A 12,969-nucleotide genomic window follows, 5' to 3' on the forward strand; every position below is an offset into this window, starting at 1 on the left:
GCCCCAGCGGTAATCCCCTCAAGACGACCTCGGGAGTCCTAAGAGTCATGGGTTTAGTGAAAAAGATTTTTGGTAGTATTTTTGCCCTCATCGGCGGCCTATTGGGAGCGGTGGGCGGTGTGTTTGGCTTGGGCAAGAAGTCTGAGTTTTTCATGGAACTAGATGAGTCAGCGGCTCCGGCGGAGACCCCCGCATCCCCGCCCGCCAAGGTGGAAAAGGTAGCGAAACCTGAGGCCCAGACTACGGCTCCGGTGGCTCCGGTAGCTGAGTCTAAGCCGGTTACGGTGTCGGCGTCGGCCCAGCCAGCCTTAACCTTTGCCCCCAACTTTTTGGTCAACCCCGATTTGACCTTCACCAGTCGGCGGCGTCCGGGGCCTAGCCTGTCTCCCTTTAGAGATATGGCCCGTAACGTGAAGAAGGCTCCGTCTGCGGGTTAAGGGATCGGTAAATTCGTCCCATTCAAAAGCCCCGTCCCCTTTATAAAGGGGACGGGGCTTTTGTTCTTCAGATGACTCACGGCGGTTAAAACCGCTGCTATACAAACGAAGTCGGCCTTCGCCGACTCACCAACCCGCGCAATCGGGTTTGGACTGTGCGGCGTAAATAGCCTTTCCGTTTTCTAACGACGAGGCAGAGCCTCGGTTAGGATTCCCAGGCAGAGCCTGGGAACCAGGACAGAAGTTTCGTAGGGTGCATAGCGCTAAGGTGCAGCTTCGCCTTTTATGTCGCTTGCGAAACGCGAAGCAATGCACCGTAGCAATGCACCGCCTAGGGGAAATGGACTGTTCTGTCGCACCAGCCCAACACTTCCCGGTCCCCTCGCCCCTTGGGAGAGGGAGAGGGAGAGGGGTCGAGGTGTGACACGATGAAACGGCCAGAGTATTGACGCTGCCCAGTACTAGTCTTTGCGCCGCTTGTTGCTGAAGCCTAGACCCATTGCGATCGCAGTGCCGAGAACGGTGATCGGCTCCGGTACGGACTGGGGCGCTGTCGGTTGCTCTACAACGGGAGGCGCTACAACAACGGGAGGCTGTTCAACAACAGGAGGCTCCTCAACAACGGGAGGCTGTTCAACAACGGGAGGCTCCTCAAAGATCGGGGGCTGCTCAACAGGAGGCTGCACAGTAGGGGCAAAGCTGAAGAAACTGGCATGGGATAGCCCTTGAGCTTGACCGTTATTGTTCGTTGACGTGCCGAGGGTATTGAAGTCAATAGAAAGAAGCCCCTCATCACCCCCATCAAACAGATAGAAGCTGAAGGCATTGGCAGCTTTCAGAGAAACCACAAAGAACCCTTTCTGAACGGTATCAAAGGTGAGCTTTCCCGAGGTACTGCTTGGGTTGCTGGTAAAGATGCCATTTCCGGCAGCATCGGATTTATTGGCCCCGCTATAGTTCCAGGCTCCCTCTCCCAATATGGATCCAAAATCAGTGGTGAGCTGCTGCAAAATGGCGGGAATCTGATTGGAGTCATTCCCCTGCCAAGACCCACTACAGGCCACGAAGCTCATCCCGGTAGCGTTGCTACAGCTCGCGCCGGAGGGCGTCAAGCTGGCGGCTTCAGCCATTCCCGGCACAAACATCATGAGTCCCCCGGTAAAGGCAGCAGCGGTGGAAAGACGTTTTATTGAAAACATGGATCTCATCTCCTAGCTCAGAGTCGTCTGAAGTGATGTATGGCGACCCAGCCGGGTCATGTATTAAACATACCCATTGCGTGCAGGGAAGTAATCTTTGACACCAAAAGTTTATCAAGTCATCACGTAGGCTCTAACAAGATAAAGATTAGGTGTAAGCTACCGAGCTAGGCCCTTCAAGGATCCAAAGAGGAGATTCTCTCCACTGAGCCTATTACCCAGAGCCTTTTATTTCAGGGGGCTACGTGGATTTCCGTAGAACTTATAGAAGGATGGGGTCTGTTTATGGAATTCGAGATCGCACTTCTACCGAGGTGTCTGATGCCACTCCACTGCCCTTGTAATTGATGTTTTATTTTATACTTTATTTTTCTAGAAACCGGGTGTGATTGTGGAGGAATTGGAGTGAGAGAGTTCAGTGGAATTCCAGGAACACCCTGAACATTATTCCTGGGATCTATCTATTAGAATCCATGGCCGGATCCATCTATGGATCCATGGTCAACGTTTTTAGCAGTTAATCCTGCGGGTGAATTCTCCCCGTTTTCCTAGGACCGCCTACAGGGGCTGAGTTCCTGAATTCCCGATGCTTCCCCAGGCTGGTCTGGGAGTGCTACGGTTGAATATTGGGAAAAGAGCTTCAGTCACAGAACGCAGAGTTGAATGGTAGCGGCATCAACACAGGAGTATGGGGTGGGGCAGGAGTTTCGACGAGCGGTTAAAGCCGGGGAATTCCTTATCACAGCGGAGGTGATGCCGCCGAAGGGGGGGGATCCTAGCCACATGGTGACCATGGCCCAAGCCCTTAAGGGACGGGTTCATGCTGTAAATATCACTGACGGTAGCCGCGCTGTCATGCGGATGTCGTCCCTGGCTTCAGCGGTGATCTTGCAACGCCACGGCATCGAAGCAATTTGCCAAATGGCTTGCCGCGATCGCAACCGCATTGCCCTCCAGGCCGACTTAATGGGAGCCCACGCCCTGGGGCTACGCAACATTCTGGCCTTAACCGGAGATCCCGTTAAAGCGGGAGATCATCCCGATGCCCGCAGCGTGTTCGACCTGGAATCAGTTCGGCTGTTGCGGGTGATCCGCCAGCTTAACCATGGGCTAGACATTCAAGATCGGCCCCTGACGGATCAACCCACCGACCTCTTTGCCGGGGCCGCTGTAGATCCCCAAAGTTCCAGTTGGTCTGGCCTCCAGCGCCGCTTTAACAGCAAGGTAGAGGCGGGAGCCCAATTTTTCCAAAGCCAGCTCATCACTGATTTCGAGCGGTTGACCAAATTTATGGATCAGGTGGCGGCGGGGTGTGATCGCCCGGTGCTGGCGGGGATCTTTCTGCTCAAATCCGCCAAAAACGCCCAGTTCATTAACCGCAATGTTCCCGGTGTCCAGATTCCCTCAGGAGTGATTGATCGCCTTGCCGCCGCCGTCGATCCCCTCCAGGAGGGGATCCGCATCGCCGCAGAGCAGGTGCAGGCTGCCCGTCATATTTGCCAAGGGGTCCACCTGATGGCGGTGCGACGGGAGGATTTGATTCCCCAGATTCTAGACCGAGCGGATATTCCCCCCCTATCCTGCGACGCTTAGAGGTTGCAGAAGTCATGGCCCATCGTGCCGATACCACCCCTATTCTCCGCGCCCTAATGGTGGCGGCAGGGATTCCCAGTTTTCGTGCCCTAGCCCGCGCAGCCCAGGTGTCTGACTGGAGCGTGACCCAACTGCGGCAGGGGCAGATTCAGCAGATGCGGGTAGGGACGGTGACCGCCTTGGCAGAAGCCTTAGGCTTATCTGTGGTGGATCTATTGCAGCGGTTTGGAATGTTAGATCTTGCCGTCATCTCTCAATCCGACAACCACGATAGTCAGAGACCGGCCCAAAAGGACCATCGCATCCCGGCCCTAGAAGCAGAATACCAGCGACTTCAGGCGGAGGTAACCCAACGGGAAGCAATCGCCCGCCAGACGTTACAACAGACCGCGATCGCCCAGCTTGAACCCTGGTTGCTCCAGTGGCCCACAGCGGTCCATGCCATTGCCAAAAATCCCGATCTCCCAGCCAAACGCCTCATACCCCTGGTCCAACCCGTCTTGGACTTGCTGCACCAGTGGAATATCGAATCCCTGGCCTCCGTTGGCGCTGAAGTCCCCTATGATCCCCAGTTACACCAACTGATGGAGGGTAGCGCCCAAGCCGGAGATCTCGTCCGGGTGCGCTACACCGGATATCGACAAGGGGAACGGTTGCTCTATCGGGCCAAAGTCAGCCCAGTAGAGGCATCTCCCTAGTACTGCTTGGTGGAAGCCCTACCATCGTCGCGCCAGCGTCCCGCTTGCCGCTAGACTCACGGCGGTTAAAACCGCTGTTATACAAACAAAGTCGGCCTTCGCCGACTTACTAACCCGTGTTAACGTCAGTTTCAGATCAGATTTGCCGCCCCGCCGGGAATTTTGAATTCCCGGCTAACAGGCTCAAGTCCATTGAAAATGGACTGGGGGCAGGGGGGCAAGTCCGTTTTAACGGACATTTGTGGTGAGCCAGGGCAATTTATTCCCTGGCGGATGGGCAGCGCAGCCCAAGTCGAACTCAGGTATCACAGGTAAGATAACGGATCTGGACGATTTAGCTGTATTCCAACCTTGGTGAGGTGACTGGCTAGATGTAGAGATCGAGCTAGAGTAGCTTGGGCGCTGTCGTTTCGGCCTCTTGCTTCAATGCTTTAATGGCAGAAAAACCCTGGATAAAGGCAAACAAAAAGGCAATCCGAATAGGCAGAACCACGCCGATGTTACCGCCGTTTGCCGCCTGGTTCACCAGAACAACTATCGTGTCCACACTGTAGATGATAGTGATCAGCACCAAGGCTGGCAGCGATCGTCGCTTATGGATCAAATACCCCAAAACGCCATAAATAACTGCCGTGATAATGGTGAGCAGAAGCAGTGCTCCCTGTTCAGGGTTCATAGCCACAAATACGAAACCGATAATCAAGTTCATGGCAGCCAGGAAATAGGCCATGAAATAGGCACCGGCAAGGGCTTTCATCGGATCCTGGGCCGAATCTGGCAAGGGCTGGCCATTGAGCCGCAGATCTAGCCCCCGTTGAAACTGCACGCTTAGGGTAGATCCATCCTCTAGGGTAAAGGTTTGGGCGGTGGCTAACGCCTTGCGATTAGGGTAGCTGGCGAGTTCCTGGCCATCCAGGGTGAGAACAATATTTTTCCACCCGCGATCGTAGGTAATGGTAAGGCGAGGGTCGGCCCCGCGACGGAGGGGGTGTTGAGTCGTCGGCATAGTCTGATTAAAGCGTTCAGGACAAAAAGCGGCTTGAACTCAAGCCTGGCTAGGGTGATGCTACAACTTCATGAGCAGGAATTTCGAAAATTCCCTCAATAGTCCCTAGGCGCTTCCTTTCTGACCCGATGCATTGCTGCCAGATCCCAGGCAGAATCCGCCGCCGTTTCCCGGCAGAGGGAACCTCGATACTACCGCCCCCGACACTGCGACGGCCCTGTACGGTAAAGTACAGGACCGTGACCTGGGTAATGTGCGCTGCGATCGCATTCCATATAGTCCCTATTCCCTTATGCCTCTCCCGAAGGGAGAAAACCGGGTTGGTCGGTACGTTATTTGACCGCAGACCCCTCAGAACAATTGCTGTTGCCGAAGTCAAAGGGAAAGGACATTTGTTTAAGAGTTGATATTTTGTCAGGAGACTTGCGCACTCACAAAAACTAAGTGCGCCTCCCGCATTAGAGCCTAATAAAGCTCAGTATCCATCAGCTTGGGCTGGGGTTGGGAGCCTACTACCGATTTGGGAATAGGAATCACAGGCTGATCCAGAGCAATTTCGAGGGGAGCATCACTGGGATATCCGCCTGCGGTTTGGAGTAACCCACCGAAAGGACGCCCACCGATGGCTCCAGACAAGGTCCCGACAACAGCCACCGCTAAGGCTGCAAACCCTGCCATACAGGTAAGGTTAAAACGATGATTGAGGCGGTCTACAACCTTCTGAGCAGTGGCATCCGCTGCATTGGCTGACCAAGAAGATTGACACAACACATGAAAACCATTTCTGAGGTGAAGGAGTCGCTGGTACAAACATTGAGTTGTAGGATCCTCTTCCAGCCATTGAAGTACTAGCCGACGCTCCTCAGGGGTAACCTCCCCATCTAGGTAAGCACTCAGTAACTCAAAGCGATCTCGCTTCACCACATCCAGTTGCCGCGTCAGGGGCTCTTGTACCTGGGAGGTGCCTGGTGAACAGTCTTTTTCAGATTCAATCTTGGGCAGAGTAAATTGGTTGCGGTGTGCAGTCATATTAATTGCCGTACCCTGTAATCGCAGAAAGCCCACCTTAGCTTTAGAAGCCTATGGCTCCAGTTCTGTTCCCAGAGCAACCTAGCTGCTAGCCTAGCTTGAGTCAAGCTAACACAGTCACGGACTACACGTAGGAACAATCAACCTCTGAATCCACTGGCCAATATTTTAATCGCATCCAATCATACTCGGAAGATCTGCATACTGGAGGCATTCAGGATTGTTTTTTTTTACAGGGCCACCTCCTGAAGAAGGAATTTAGGCCAATGCCTCATCGTGTAAATATCCGTTTAAATCGTGCTGTAGCCGATGGCGGGCGCGGGCAATGCGAGATTTGACAGTACCGAGGGAAACACCTGTAATCTCTGCAATTTCCTCGTAGCTGAGGCCCTGAATCTCCCTCAGAACGATAGTGGTGCGAAAAACCTCGGGAAGGGTTGCGATCGCTTTATGTAATTGTCCGTAGAACTCGTCTGTCATCATCGTGTCTACGGGGCTGGGCTCTTGGGAGGGCAGCTCCCAATCCACCTCACCATCATCCAAAAGGCGAGGTGCGTCTAGGGAGAGGGGAGACCTATGGCGCTTGCGCTTGCGCAACTCATCGTAAAACAGGTTGGTAGTAATTCGGCTGAGCCAGCCCTTAAATCGATTAGGCTCGTGGAGCCGATGGATGTGGCGATAGACCCGAATCCATACCTCTTGGGATAGATCGGCACGATCAGACCAGTCTGGGGCCAAGTGATAGAGCAACCGCTCTACATGACTTTGGTATCGGCGGACCAGTTCTGAAAAGATGACCTTATCTGGACGGTTTTGGGTTTGACACTGTTGGATCAAGTCATAGTTAGACAGGTTGGCTGGCCGAACCTGTCTGAGCACAACGGGAAATGGGGAAGAAGACCAGAGCGCGGATAATGACTGACTCATAGGTGTAGATCCAGTAATCGCGGCGGAAACAAAAACAAATGGGATGGCCCTGGCCCAGATAGGGGCAAAGCCCGGATATATAAACCTTGACCAACTCCAGAAGCGGGGTTTTCCCGGTGGGGAAACTCCAGATTTCGAGCTGGACTTGGTATAGCTTTGGTCAATTTGCTGAGGACACTGGGGACATCGCTGATGCTTAGTGTCAAAGCACATTGCCTTTTAGTCTTGTCCTAACGGGACTGGCGACTGCTATGAAGGGCGATGCACTACAGGTGTTAGTTGAGTTGTACTGTGATTGTCTATCCCCGTCATAGTGGTCATGTGCCTCTCATTTTTTTGGCACATCTACAAACTCTACCTTCAGCCTCTGCTGAAGACCGGGAAAGGGAGAGGTATACTCAAGCCGTAACCGTCTGAAAGGCCCATGCGATACCTGGCAAAGGTGGATAAAGCCTCTTTCCTCGGGGGGGCAACGTTACAGCTCCTAGCACAGCAAATAGAAGGCTATATGTGGGAACGCTTGGCGGAGCCCCAGAGGCTGGAGACCGATAGTCCCATTGGGTTTTCTGAGGCTACCCTAGTGCTGTTACGCCTCAATCCTGACGACATGACAGTCCAGGCTGTTGAAGACGCCCTGCCCTGGGTGTTGGAGTTGATTGACACCTTCTTGGCGCGGGGCATCACGCCTGATTTTCTGGAAAAGGAGGTAGAGCGGGCAGAACAATGGCGGCAGTCCCTCACCTTAGAAAGTCAAGAGGTGGATCGGCGCTCCTTAGAAGCAGCAGCACGGCGCGATGAAATTCAGGAACTAGAGAAGAGTCTCAAGGTAGAGCGGGCGGACCTAGAGCGGCGTGAAGCCGAGCTTCAGGGTCCCCGTGAGGGGCAGGAGGATTAAGGGCTGGTCCGAGCGAAGTGAAACGGAGAGAGGAATCTCGATCCCTCAGCGTAGTCCGAGATCCTTAGCAAGGAGTCAGAATCCAGAATCCAGGAGTCAGAATTCAGTACTCTCCTAGATTCTGGCTCCTAACTCCTGAATTCCTCGGAGCCCATATTGTCTCGGCTTACGTTGATGTCCTCTTCAAGAAGATTCGGGGCGGAGACGATTTTGTAATTGGGTGCTGAGGTCGCTGTTGCGGGAGGCAAGGCGGGCACGGCCAGCGGCAGCCCAGTCCTTTAGGGCTTCAATTTGCTCCTGGGCGGTGCGGGCTAGGGGAATCATCTGGCTGACCGCCTCTAGGATATCTTCGGTGGTGAAGTCCCGGTTTTGGCTGAAGCCCAAATGCATGGCTTCGATAATTGCCTGTTCAATCTCGGCTCCGGAGAAGTCGGGAGTTTCGTAGGCCAGACGGGGGAGGTCGTAACTCTGGAGGTTATGGGCTCGGAGCCGAGAGAGGTGAACATTGAAAATGGCGCAGCGTTCTTCTTGGCTGGGTAACCCAACAAAGAAAATTTCGTCGAACCGTCCGCGCCGTAGCATTTCTGGGGGTAGAGTCTGGATGTTATTGGCGGTGGCGACGACAAAAACGGGGGAGGTTTTTTCTGCTAGCCAGGTGACAAAGGTGCCAAAGACTCGGTTACTGGTGCCGCCATCTCCCCGACCGTCAACAGCAGCAAAGGCTTTGTCGATCTCGTCGATCCAAAGGATGCAGGGGGCGAGAGCTTCACTAATTTGGATCATCTGACGGGTGCGGGATTCTGATTCCCCTACCAGCCCTGCAAACAGACGGCCCACGTCCAAGCGCAGGAGGGGCAGGTGCCAATGGTGGGCAATCGCCTTGGCCGTCAAGGATTTTCCCGTGCCCTGGATGCCCACCAGCAAGAGTCCGCGAGGATGGGGTAGACCGTACTGGCGGGCTTTATCGGAAAAGGCTTGACCTCGGCGTAGGAGCCAGTCTTTGAGGTTGTCTAGACCACCGATATCGGCAATGCTCTCTGTGGCGGGATAGAAGTCGAGAATTTGGGTCTGGCGAATAGTTTGGCGTTTTTCCTCTAGGACGAGGTCGATGTCTTCGGGGCGAAACTTGCCGTGGGCGGCAATACCTCGGGCTAAGACCCGGCGGATGCGTTCAATGGAGAGTCCCTGGCAGGACCGGACCAGTGCTTCAGTATCGCGATCGCGCAGGCGGGTACCACAGGCGTCTAAAAGGCGGGTGACTTCGGTGCGAATGGTTTCGGCGTCGGGGAGGTCGAAGGATACCACGGTCACGACTTCGCTGAGGTCGTCGGGGATGGTGACTTGGGGAGCTAAGATGACCAAGTTCTTGGGCTGGGACTTGAGACGACGGGCTAGGTTACGCAATTGACGTGCGATCGCAACATCATCCAGAAAGCGGTGGAAATCCCGCAGCACAAAAACGGCAGCGACGGTGGCAGGGAGCTTCTCCACCTGCTCTAGGGCCTGGAGGGGATTGCGACGGGCCGCTCCGGCATCGTTGGGGTTGCCCTGATACCCATCGACAAAGTCCCATACATACAGGCTGCGGTTGCCCTCCTGACGAGCACAGTGGGCAATAGCCTGCTCTGCCCGCTCCTCCTCCTGGGTGGCCAGATAGATGATCGGATAGCGGGCTCGTAGGAGCAGAGTTAGTTCATCAATAAAGCCCATAGCGATTCTAAAGCTCTGGCAGTTGCCCTTTTAAGGCAGCAAGGGCGGCCCAACGGTGATCGTGCTCCTCCATTGTCGGTGCAGGATTGTCATCTTTTAAGGGAATGCCCTGACACAGGTCATCACAGATTTTCCGCTGGGGTAGCGCCAAGCACAGTTGCTCATAGAGCCAGGTTTCAGGGTCGAAATGCCCTCGGGGAGCCAGGGTTTCCACCAAGTCTTCCGTACTGACCTCCCGTTCTAGGGGCAAGGCTTCGCCCTCTGGCAGAGGTTCCTCTAACCAGATCAACTCAGAGGTGTCTAGAGAGAGACGATGGTTGTACTGTTGGAGACAGCGATCGCAGGTGAGGGTAACAATGGTTTCCGCCCGCCCCCTGACCTCCAAATAGGTGGTACAGTGCCTTACTCTCACCTCTCCCCGCACCGGCATTAGGGTATCCAAATCAGGAAACCGGGTTTCTAAGGCAAGGCTACGTTGCCGTTCTGGCGCGCTTAGCAGATGGGGAATGTAGATCGAATTCATCACGGGTCTTCCGAAGATCCACAGACGGGGCCTGAGAGCAGCCCCAATTTATCGCTAGAAATGTATGGCTAAGGTACAGGCCGCACGACTAAGCGCCGGTCCGGCTCCTTCCCTCGACTGAAGGTTTCCAGTCCTTCATAGCCCTTCAGAATATGGTGCATCTGCCGCCGTTCTGCTGAAGACAACGGTTCCACTTCATATTCCTCACCCGTAGCGCGAACCGTTTCCGCCGCTGCCGCTGCCAGAGCTTTGAGGGCTTCCTGTCGTCGGGCGCGATATCCCGCTAGCTCGATGGTATAAGCCTGCTGCTGCTCCGGCGATCGCCCCAGATTGAGAATGGTATTGGCCAGATACTGCATTGCATCCAGCACTTCACCCCGATCCCCCTGGAGTTGAGCCACCTGTTCTGGGGAAAATGCCCCCTCATCTAGAGTGAGCCAACAGCTTGACCCCGCCTCATCCTCTACCCAAGCCGCTGTAATCGATGTAGAAAGGCCCTGGAGTGCCACTAGGCGCTCCAACCAGTCAACACCGATTTGCTTCGCCTGCTCACCCATGGCTAGGATGCCTTCTTCTTGGAACGTCCTGGTTCAAAGGGTAGAGTCTGACGTCCACCCTCTTCTTTAGACTTACCACTTTCCTGAGCATCCACAATTTTTTGGAGGTTTTCCGGCAGGGGTTCCCGCGACAGAATAAAAGTTTGGAGGGTCTGGAACATGTTGGCAATCAGCATGTACATCAGCACCCCGGCAGGGAGGGGGAAGAAAAGAAACATGCCGGAGAAAATGATGGGGGTGAACTTGTTAATGGCGTTCTGCTGAGGATTGTCGCTCTGCTGGCCTTGGCCCGAGAGCAGTTGGTTCACATAGAGACTAACCCCGAAGAACAGCACCATAATCAAGATGTCCCAGTGGATGGTGCCATCATCTCCAGTTACTCCCACTCGTCCAAGGGCTTTGATAAAAAGGAAGCCCTTGTTGGAGGCCAATCCCGATACCTTGGCCTGGACCGTGACATCTCCCGGCGCGATCGCGGTGATGTGGCCCTCGGGGCTAACAGCGACTAGTTCTTGACCCTTGGTGACCTGCCATTGCAGATCTAGGGGATGACTGGAATCGTACTCTTCCGTTAGGGTGCCTAAGCTTTTGCCTTCAGAGGTCTGGAGGGTTACATCGGTTTGGTCACCCACCGCCAGTCGGTTACCACTGGGCACCACCGCTGATACAGGAAAGTGAATACCATCAGTGATGTAGAGACTCTTGGGACCACTGGTCAAAGGTTGGATTTGAACCTGCTCGATCTGCTCCTGGGGCACAATTTGCAGATTCACAGGGTACGTAATGTCAGCGAAGGGTGATCCCCGCAGGGTCGCAAACAGGGCAAACAGTACTGGCATCTGCAACAGCACTGGGAAACAGCCTGCAAGGGGGTTGCCAAAGTCCTTATAGACCTTGCTCATTTCCTCTTGGAGCTTGGTTGGATCATCCTTATAGCGATCCTGGACCTCCTTCACCCGCTTCTGCATCACGGGCTGGGCGACCTTCATCCGGCGCATATTGCGGATAGATCCCGCGTTCAGCGGATAGAGCGCAAATCGGATCACCAAGGTCAGCGCCACGATCGCGAGTCCGTAGCTCGGCACAACCCCGTAGAAAAAATCCAGGATTGGCAGCATGATGTTGTTCGACAGGAATCCGATCCCAAAATCCATGCGTGCTCTACCTCAACCTGCCTGGTGTTTATACAACTTTAAGTCTGACCCTACTCTATCGAAAAGCGTCACATCCTGGGGAAGCTGTAGTGAGTGACCCCCAAAAACTTTTGGTTCACTCCCAGAAATATTTCTAAGATGGGTGGAACCTTAAAGCCTAGGGCGTGTGGACAATTAACGAGAAAACCCTTGCGAGGTAGGTCTGATCACGCCCCGCCCTACGGAATCAAGCTAGGGGCTGGAACCGCCCCATAAGCAGGAATCCGACTGTGATTGTCCACAGCCCCTAGCTGCCAATTGCCCCGCTGGCGGCTTGGGCTTTAGGTGAAATCTTGTCGTTGATGTAGTCAGAGAGATCTCTGAACTTGGGTATGGCTCGCAGTTCGAGGCGACTCCCATCCTTGAGGGTGACCACCATATCACCCCAAAAGCCAAAGCCCCGAGGCACTGTGACCACCTTAGCCACCTCTGAGTAGATGATGTCGGAGCGGGTCTGACCCATCCATCCACCGCTCACCGAAATGCGCCGATTGGTGATGCGATAGCGCAACCAAAATGCCCGCACAATGGCTCCCACCGTCAAGGGTAGGCAAATCACTGTGAAGCCCAGTAACACATTGAGAATCAAATCCCCGATGTGGGGGCCACCCTCATAGTAAACGTCCTCTCGAATCCCCATCGATCACCTCAAGATCTGCCAACAATTGACTCAATTCTCGCAGAAATTGACGGTAGGTGCATTCCACCGCTGGAGGACGCACCACTACCACTACCCAGTAGCTGTTCTGGATCGCAGGCAAAAGCTGCTGAAGAGCGGCGCTAATCTGACGCTTAAGACGATTGCGAACTACAGCTCGCTTACTCACCTTTTTGCTCACTGTGATGCCAAAGCGGGAGGAGTGGGGCTCTGGGGAGTTGCGGATAGGCAAAACTCCCACGCTGAGGTGATCAGAGCGACGACGACGCCCCTGTCGATGCACAGCGGAGAAGGCATCAGAACGATGGAGGCGGAGAGACTTAGGCAGGGCCAAGGTGCTGGGTAGAACCGATATGGGGGCAATCTGTCAGGGTCTAGAGCCTCAAGAAAAGTAGAGAATCTAGACCGCCAGTCGAGCCCGCCCTCTACGTCGCCGGGTGGCAATCACCCGCCGTCCGGTTGGCGTTCTCATCCGGGCACGGAAGCCAGAAGTCCGCTTGCGCTTGCGAACCGTTCCTCCCAAAGTGCGCTTAGTCATAGCTGT

15 protein-coding genes are annotated in these 12,969 nt (G+C 54.5%); 4 read left to right on the forward strand and 11 right to left on the reverse strand.

The window, feature by feature from the left end:
• Positions 1-47: 47 nt before the first annotated feature.
• Positions 48-437 carry a hypothetical protein gene (locus tag LEP6406_RS0206815; RefSeq protein WP_008312188.1) on the forward strand — a complete coding sequence of 130 codons (390 nt, stop codon included), beginning with the start codon at positions 48-50 and terminating at the stop codon, positions 435-437.
• 461 nt (positions 438-898) lie between these two features.
• Here LEP6406_RS0206815 and LEP6406_RS30045 read toward each other — a convergent pair whose 3' ends face one another.
• Complete coding sequence (locus LEP6406_RS30045; protein WP_008312186.1) at positions 899-1,636, reverse strand: PEP-CTERM sorting domain-containing protein; 738 nt, start codon at positions 1,634-1,636, stop codon at positions 899-901.
• Positions 1,637-2,299: 663 nt separating this feature from the next.
• On the opposite strand from LEP6406_RS30045, the gene LEP6406_RS0206825 reads away from it, so the two are divergent.
• Both LEP6406_RS0206825 and LEP6406_RS0206830 read left to right on the forward strand, forming a co-directional pair.
• Positions 2,300-3,229 carry a methylenetetrahydrofolate reductase gene (locus LEP6406_RS0206825; protein WP_008312184.1) on the forward strand — a complete coding sequence of 310 codons (930 nt, stop codon included), beginning with the start codon at positions 2,300-2,302 and terminating at the stop codon, positions 3,227-3,229.
• Between the two features lie 14 nt (positions 3,230-3,243).
• Positions 3,244-3,927, forward strand: a complete 684-nt coding sequence (locus tag LEP6406_RS0206830) for a helix-turn-helix domain-containing protein (protein ID WP_008312182.1) — start codon at positions 3,244-3,246, stop codon at positions 3,925-3,927.
• A 385-nt stretch (positions 3,928-4,312) separates the two neighbouring features.
• Here the strand turns inward: LEP6406_RS0206830 and LEP6406_RS0206835 are convergent, their stop codons facing one another.
• The 3 genes from LEP6406_RS0206835 to LEP6406_RS0206845 form a co-directional block, all read right to left on the reverse strand.
• Entirely contained in the window at positions 4,313-4,933 is a 621-nt protein-coding gene (locus LEP6406_RS0206835) for a hypothetical protein (protein WP_008312180.1), read from the reverse strand.
• Between the two features lie 465 nt (positions 4,934-5,398).
• Positions 5,399-5,962 carry an anti-sigma factor family protein gene (locus LEP6406_RS26900; RefSeq protein WP_008312178.1) on the reverse strand — a complete coding sequence of 188 codons (564 nt, stop codon included), beginning with the start codon at positions 5,960-5,962 and terminating at the stop codon, positions 5,399-5,401.
• 258 nt (positions 5,963-6,220) lie between these two features.
• The gene (locus LEP6406_RS0206845) at positions 6,221-6,889 is read right to left on the reverse strand and encodes a sigma-70 family RNA polymerase sigma factor (protein ID WP_008312176.1); all 669 of its coding nucleotides are present in this window, start codon (positions 6,887-6,889) and stop codon (positions 6,221-6,223) included.
• Between the two features lie 424 nt (positions 6,890-7,313).
• On the opposite strand from LEP6406_RS0206845, the gene LEP6406_RS0206850 reads away from it, so the two are divergent.
• Complete coding sequence (locus tag LEP6406_RS0206850) at positions 7,314-7,784, forward strand: hypothetical protein (RefSeq protein ID WP_008312174.1); 471 nt, start codon at positions 7,314-7,316, stop codon at positions 7,782-7,784.
• Between the two features lie 183 nt (positions 7,785-7,967).
• Here LEP6406_RS0206850 and LEP6406_RS0206855 read toward each other — a convergent pair whose 3' ends face one another.
• The 7 genes from LEP6406_RS0206855 to rpmH form a co-directional block, all read right to left on the reverse strand.
• Entirely contained in the window at positions 7,968-9,494 is a 1,527-nt protein-coding gene (locus LEP6406_RS0206855; RefSeq protein ID WP_008312171.1) for an AAA family ATPase, read from the reverse strand.
• Between the two features lie 7 nt (positions 9,495-9,501).
• Positions 9,502-10,017, reverse strand: coding sequence for a YceD family protein (locus LEP6406_RS0206860; RefSeq protein ID WP_008312169.1), 516 nt, complete (start codon positions 10,015-10,017; stop codon positions 9,502-9,504).
• A 68-nt stretch (positions 10,018-10,085) separates the two neighbouring features.
• Positions 10,086-10,574 carry a Jag family protein gene (locus LEP6406_RS0206865; protein WP_008312167.1) on the reverse strand — a complete coding sequence of 163 codons (489 nt, stop codon included), beginning with the start codon at positions 10,572-10,574 and terminating at the stop codon, positions 10,086-10,088.
• Between the two features lie 2 nt (positions 10,575-10,576).
• On the reverse strand, positions 10,577-11,728 hold the full coding sequence (yidC, locus tag LEP6406_RS0206870) for a membrane protein insertase YidC (RefSeq protein WP_008312165.1): 1,152 nt from the start codon (positions 11,726-11,728) through the stop codon (positions 10,577-10,579).
• Between the two features lie 286 nt (positions 11,729-12,014).
• Complete coding sequence (locus LEP6406_RS0206875) at positions 12,015-12,407, reverse strand: PH domain-containing protein (protein ID WP_008312163.1); 393 nt, start codon at positions 12,405-12,407, stop codon at positions 12,015-12,017.
• A complete protein-coding gene (rnpA, locus tag LEP6406_RS30970) occupies positions 12,379-12,759 on the reverse strand; it encodes a ribonuclease P protein component (RefSeq protein WP_008312161.1) in 381 nt (126 codons plus the stop codon). The genes LEP6406_RS0206875 and rnpA overlap by 29 nt, the downstream gene beginning before the upstream one ends.
• Positions 12,760-12,825: 66 nt before the next feature.
• On the reverse strand, positions 12,826-12,963 hold the full coding sequence (gene rpmH, locus LEP6406_RS30975; protein ID WP_008312159.1) for a 50S ribosomal protein L34: 138 nt from the start codon (positions 12,961-12,963) through the stop codon (positions 12,826-12,828).
• Positions 12,964-12,969: the final 6 nt, after the last annotated feature.

It is taken from the genome of Leptolyngbya sp. PCC 6406 (genome assembly GCF_000332095.2).
Lineage (GTDB): Bacteria > Cyanobacteriota > Cyanobacteriia > Phormidesmidales > Phormidesmidaceae > PCC-6406.

What these genes read in the sequence shown, in the direction of transcription:
- LEP6406_RS0206875 (WP_008312163.1), bottom strand. Translation starts at nt 12,407, where the DNA reads ATGGGGATTCGAGAGGACGTTTACTATGAGGGTGGCCCCCACATCGGG.
- LEP6406_RS0206815 (WP_008312188.1), top strand. Translation starts at nt 48, where the DNA reads ATGGGTTTAGTGAAAAAGATTTTTGGTAGTATTTTTGCCCTCATCGGC.
- LEP6406_RS0206835 (WP_008312180.1), bottom strand. Translation starts at nt 4,933, where the DNA reads ATGCCGACGACTCAACACCCCCTCCGTCGCGGGGCCGACCCTCGCCTT.
- LEP6406_RS0206860 (WP_008312169.1), bottom strand. Translation starts at nt 10,017, where the DNA reads ATGAATTCGATCTACATTCCCCATCTGCTAAGCGCGCCAGAACGGCAA.
- LEP6406_RS0206825 (WP_008312184.1), top strand. Translation starts at nt 2,300, where the DNA reads ATGGTAGCGGCATCAACACAGGAGTATGGGGTGGGGCAGGAGTTTCGA.
- LEP6406_RS0206830 (WP_008312182.1), top strand. Translation starts at nt 3,244, where the DNA reads ATGGCCCATCGTGCCGATACCACCCCTATTCTCCGCGCCCTAATGGTG.
- LEP6406_RS0206865 (WP_008312167.1), bottom strand. Translation starts at nt 10,574, where the DNA reads ATGGGTGAGCAGGCGAAGCAAATCGGTGTTGACTGGTTGGAGCGCCTA.
- LEP6406_RS30045 (WP_008312186.1), bottom strand. Translation starts at nt 1,636, where the DNA reads ATGTTTTCAATAAAACGTCTTTCCACCGCTGCTGCCTTTACCGGGGGA.
- LEP6406_RS0206850 (WP_008312174.1), top strand. Translation starts at nt 7,314, where the DNA reads ATGCGATACCTGGCAAAGGTGGATAAAGCCTCTTTCCTCGGGGGGGCA.
- LEP6406_RS26900 (WP_008312178.1), bottom strand. Translation starts at nt 5,962, where the DNA reads ATGACTGCACACCGCAACCAATTTACTCTGCCCAAGATTGAATCTGAA.
- LEP6406_RS0206855 (WP_008312171.1), bottom strand. Translation starts at nt 9,494, where the DNA reads ATGGGCTTTATTGATGAACTAACTCTGCTCCTACGAGCCCGCTATCCG.
- yidC (WP_008312165.1), bottom strand. Translation starts at nt 11,728, where the DNA reads ATGGATTTTGGGATCGGATTCCTGTCGAACAACATCATGCTGCCAATC.
- LEP6406_RS0206845 (WP_008312176.1), bottom strand. Translation starts at nt 6,889, where the DNA reads ATGAGTCAGTCATTATCCGCGCTCTGGTCTTCTTCCCCATTTCCCGTT.
- rpmH (WP_008312159.1), bottom strand. Translation starts at nt 12,963, where the DNA reads ATGACTAAGCGCACTTTGGGAGGAACGGTTCGCAAGCGCAAGCGGACT.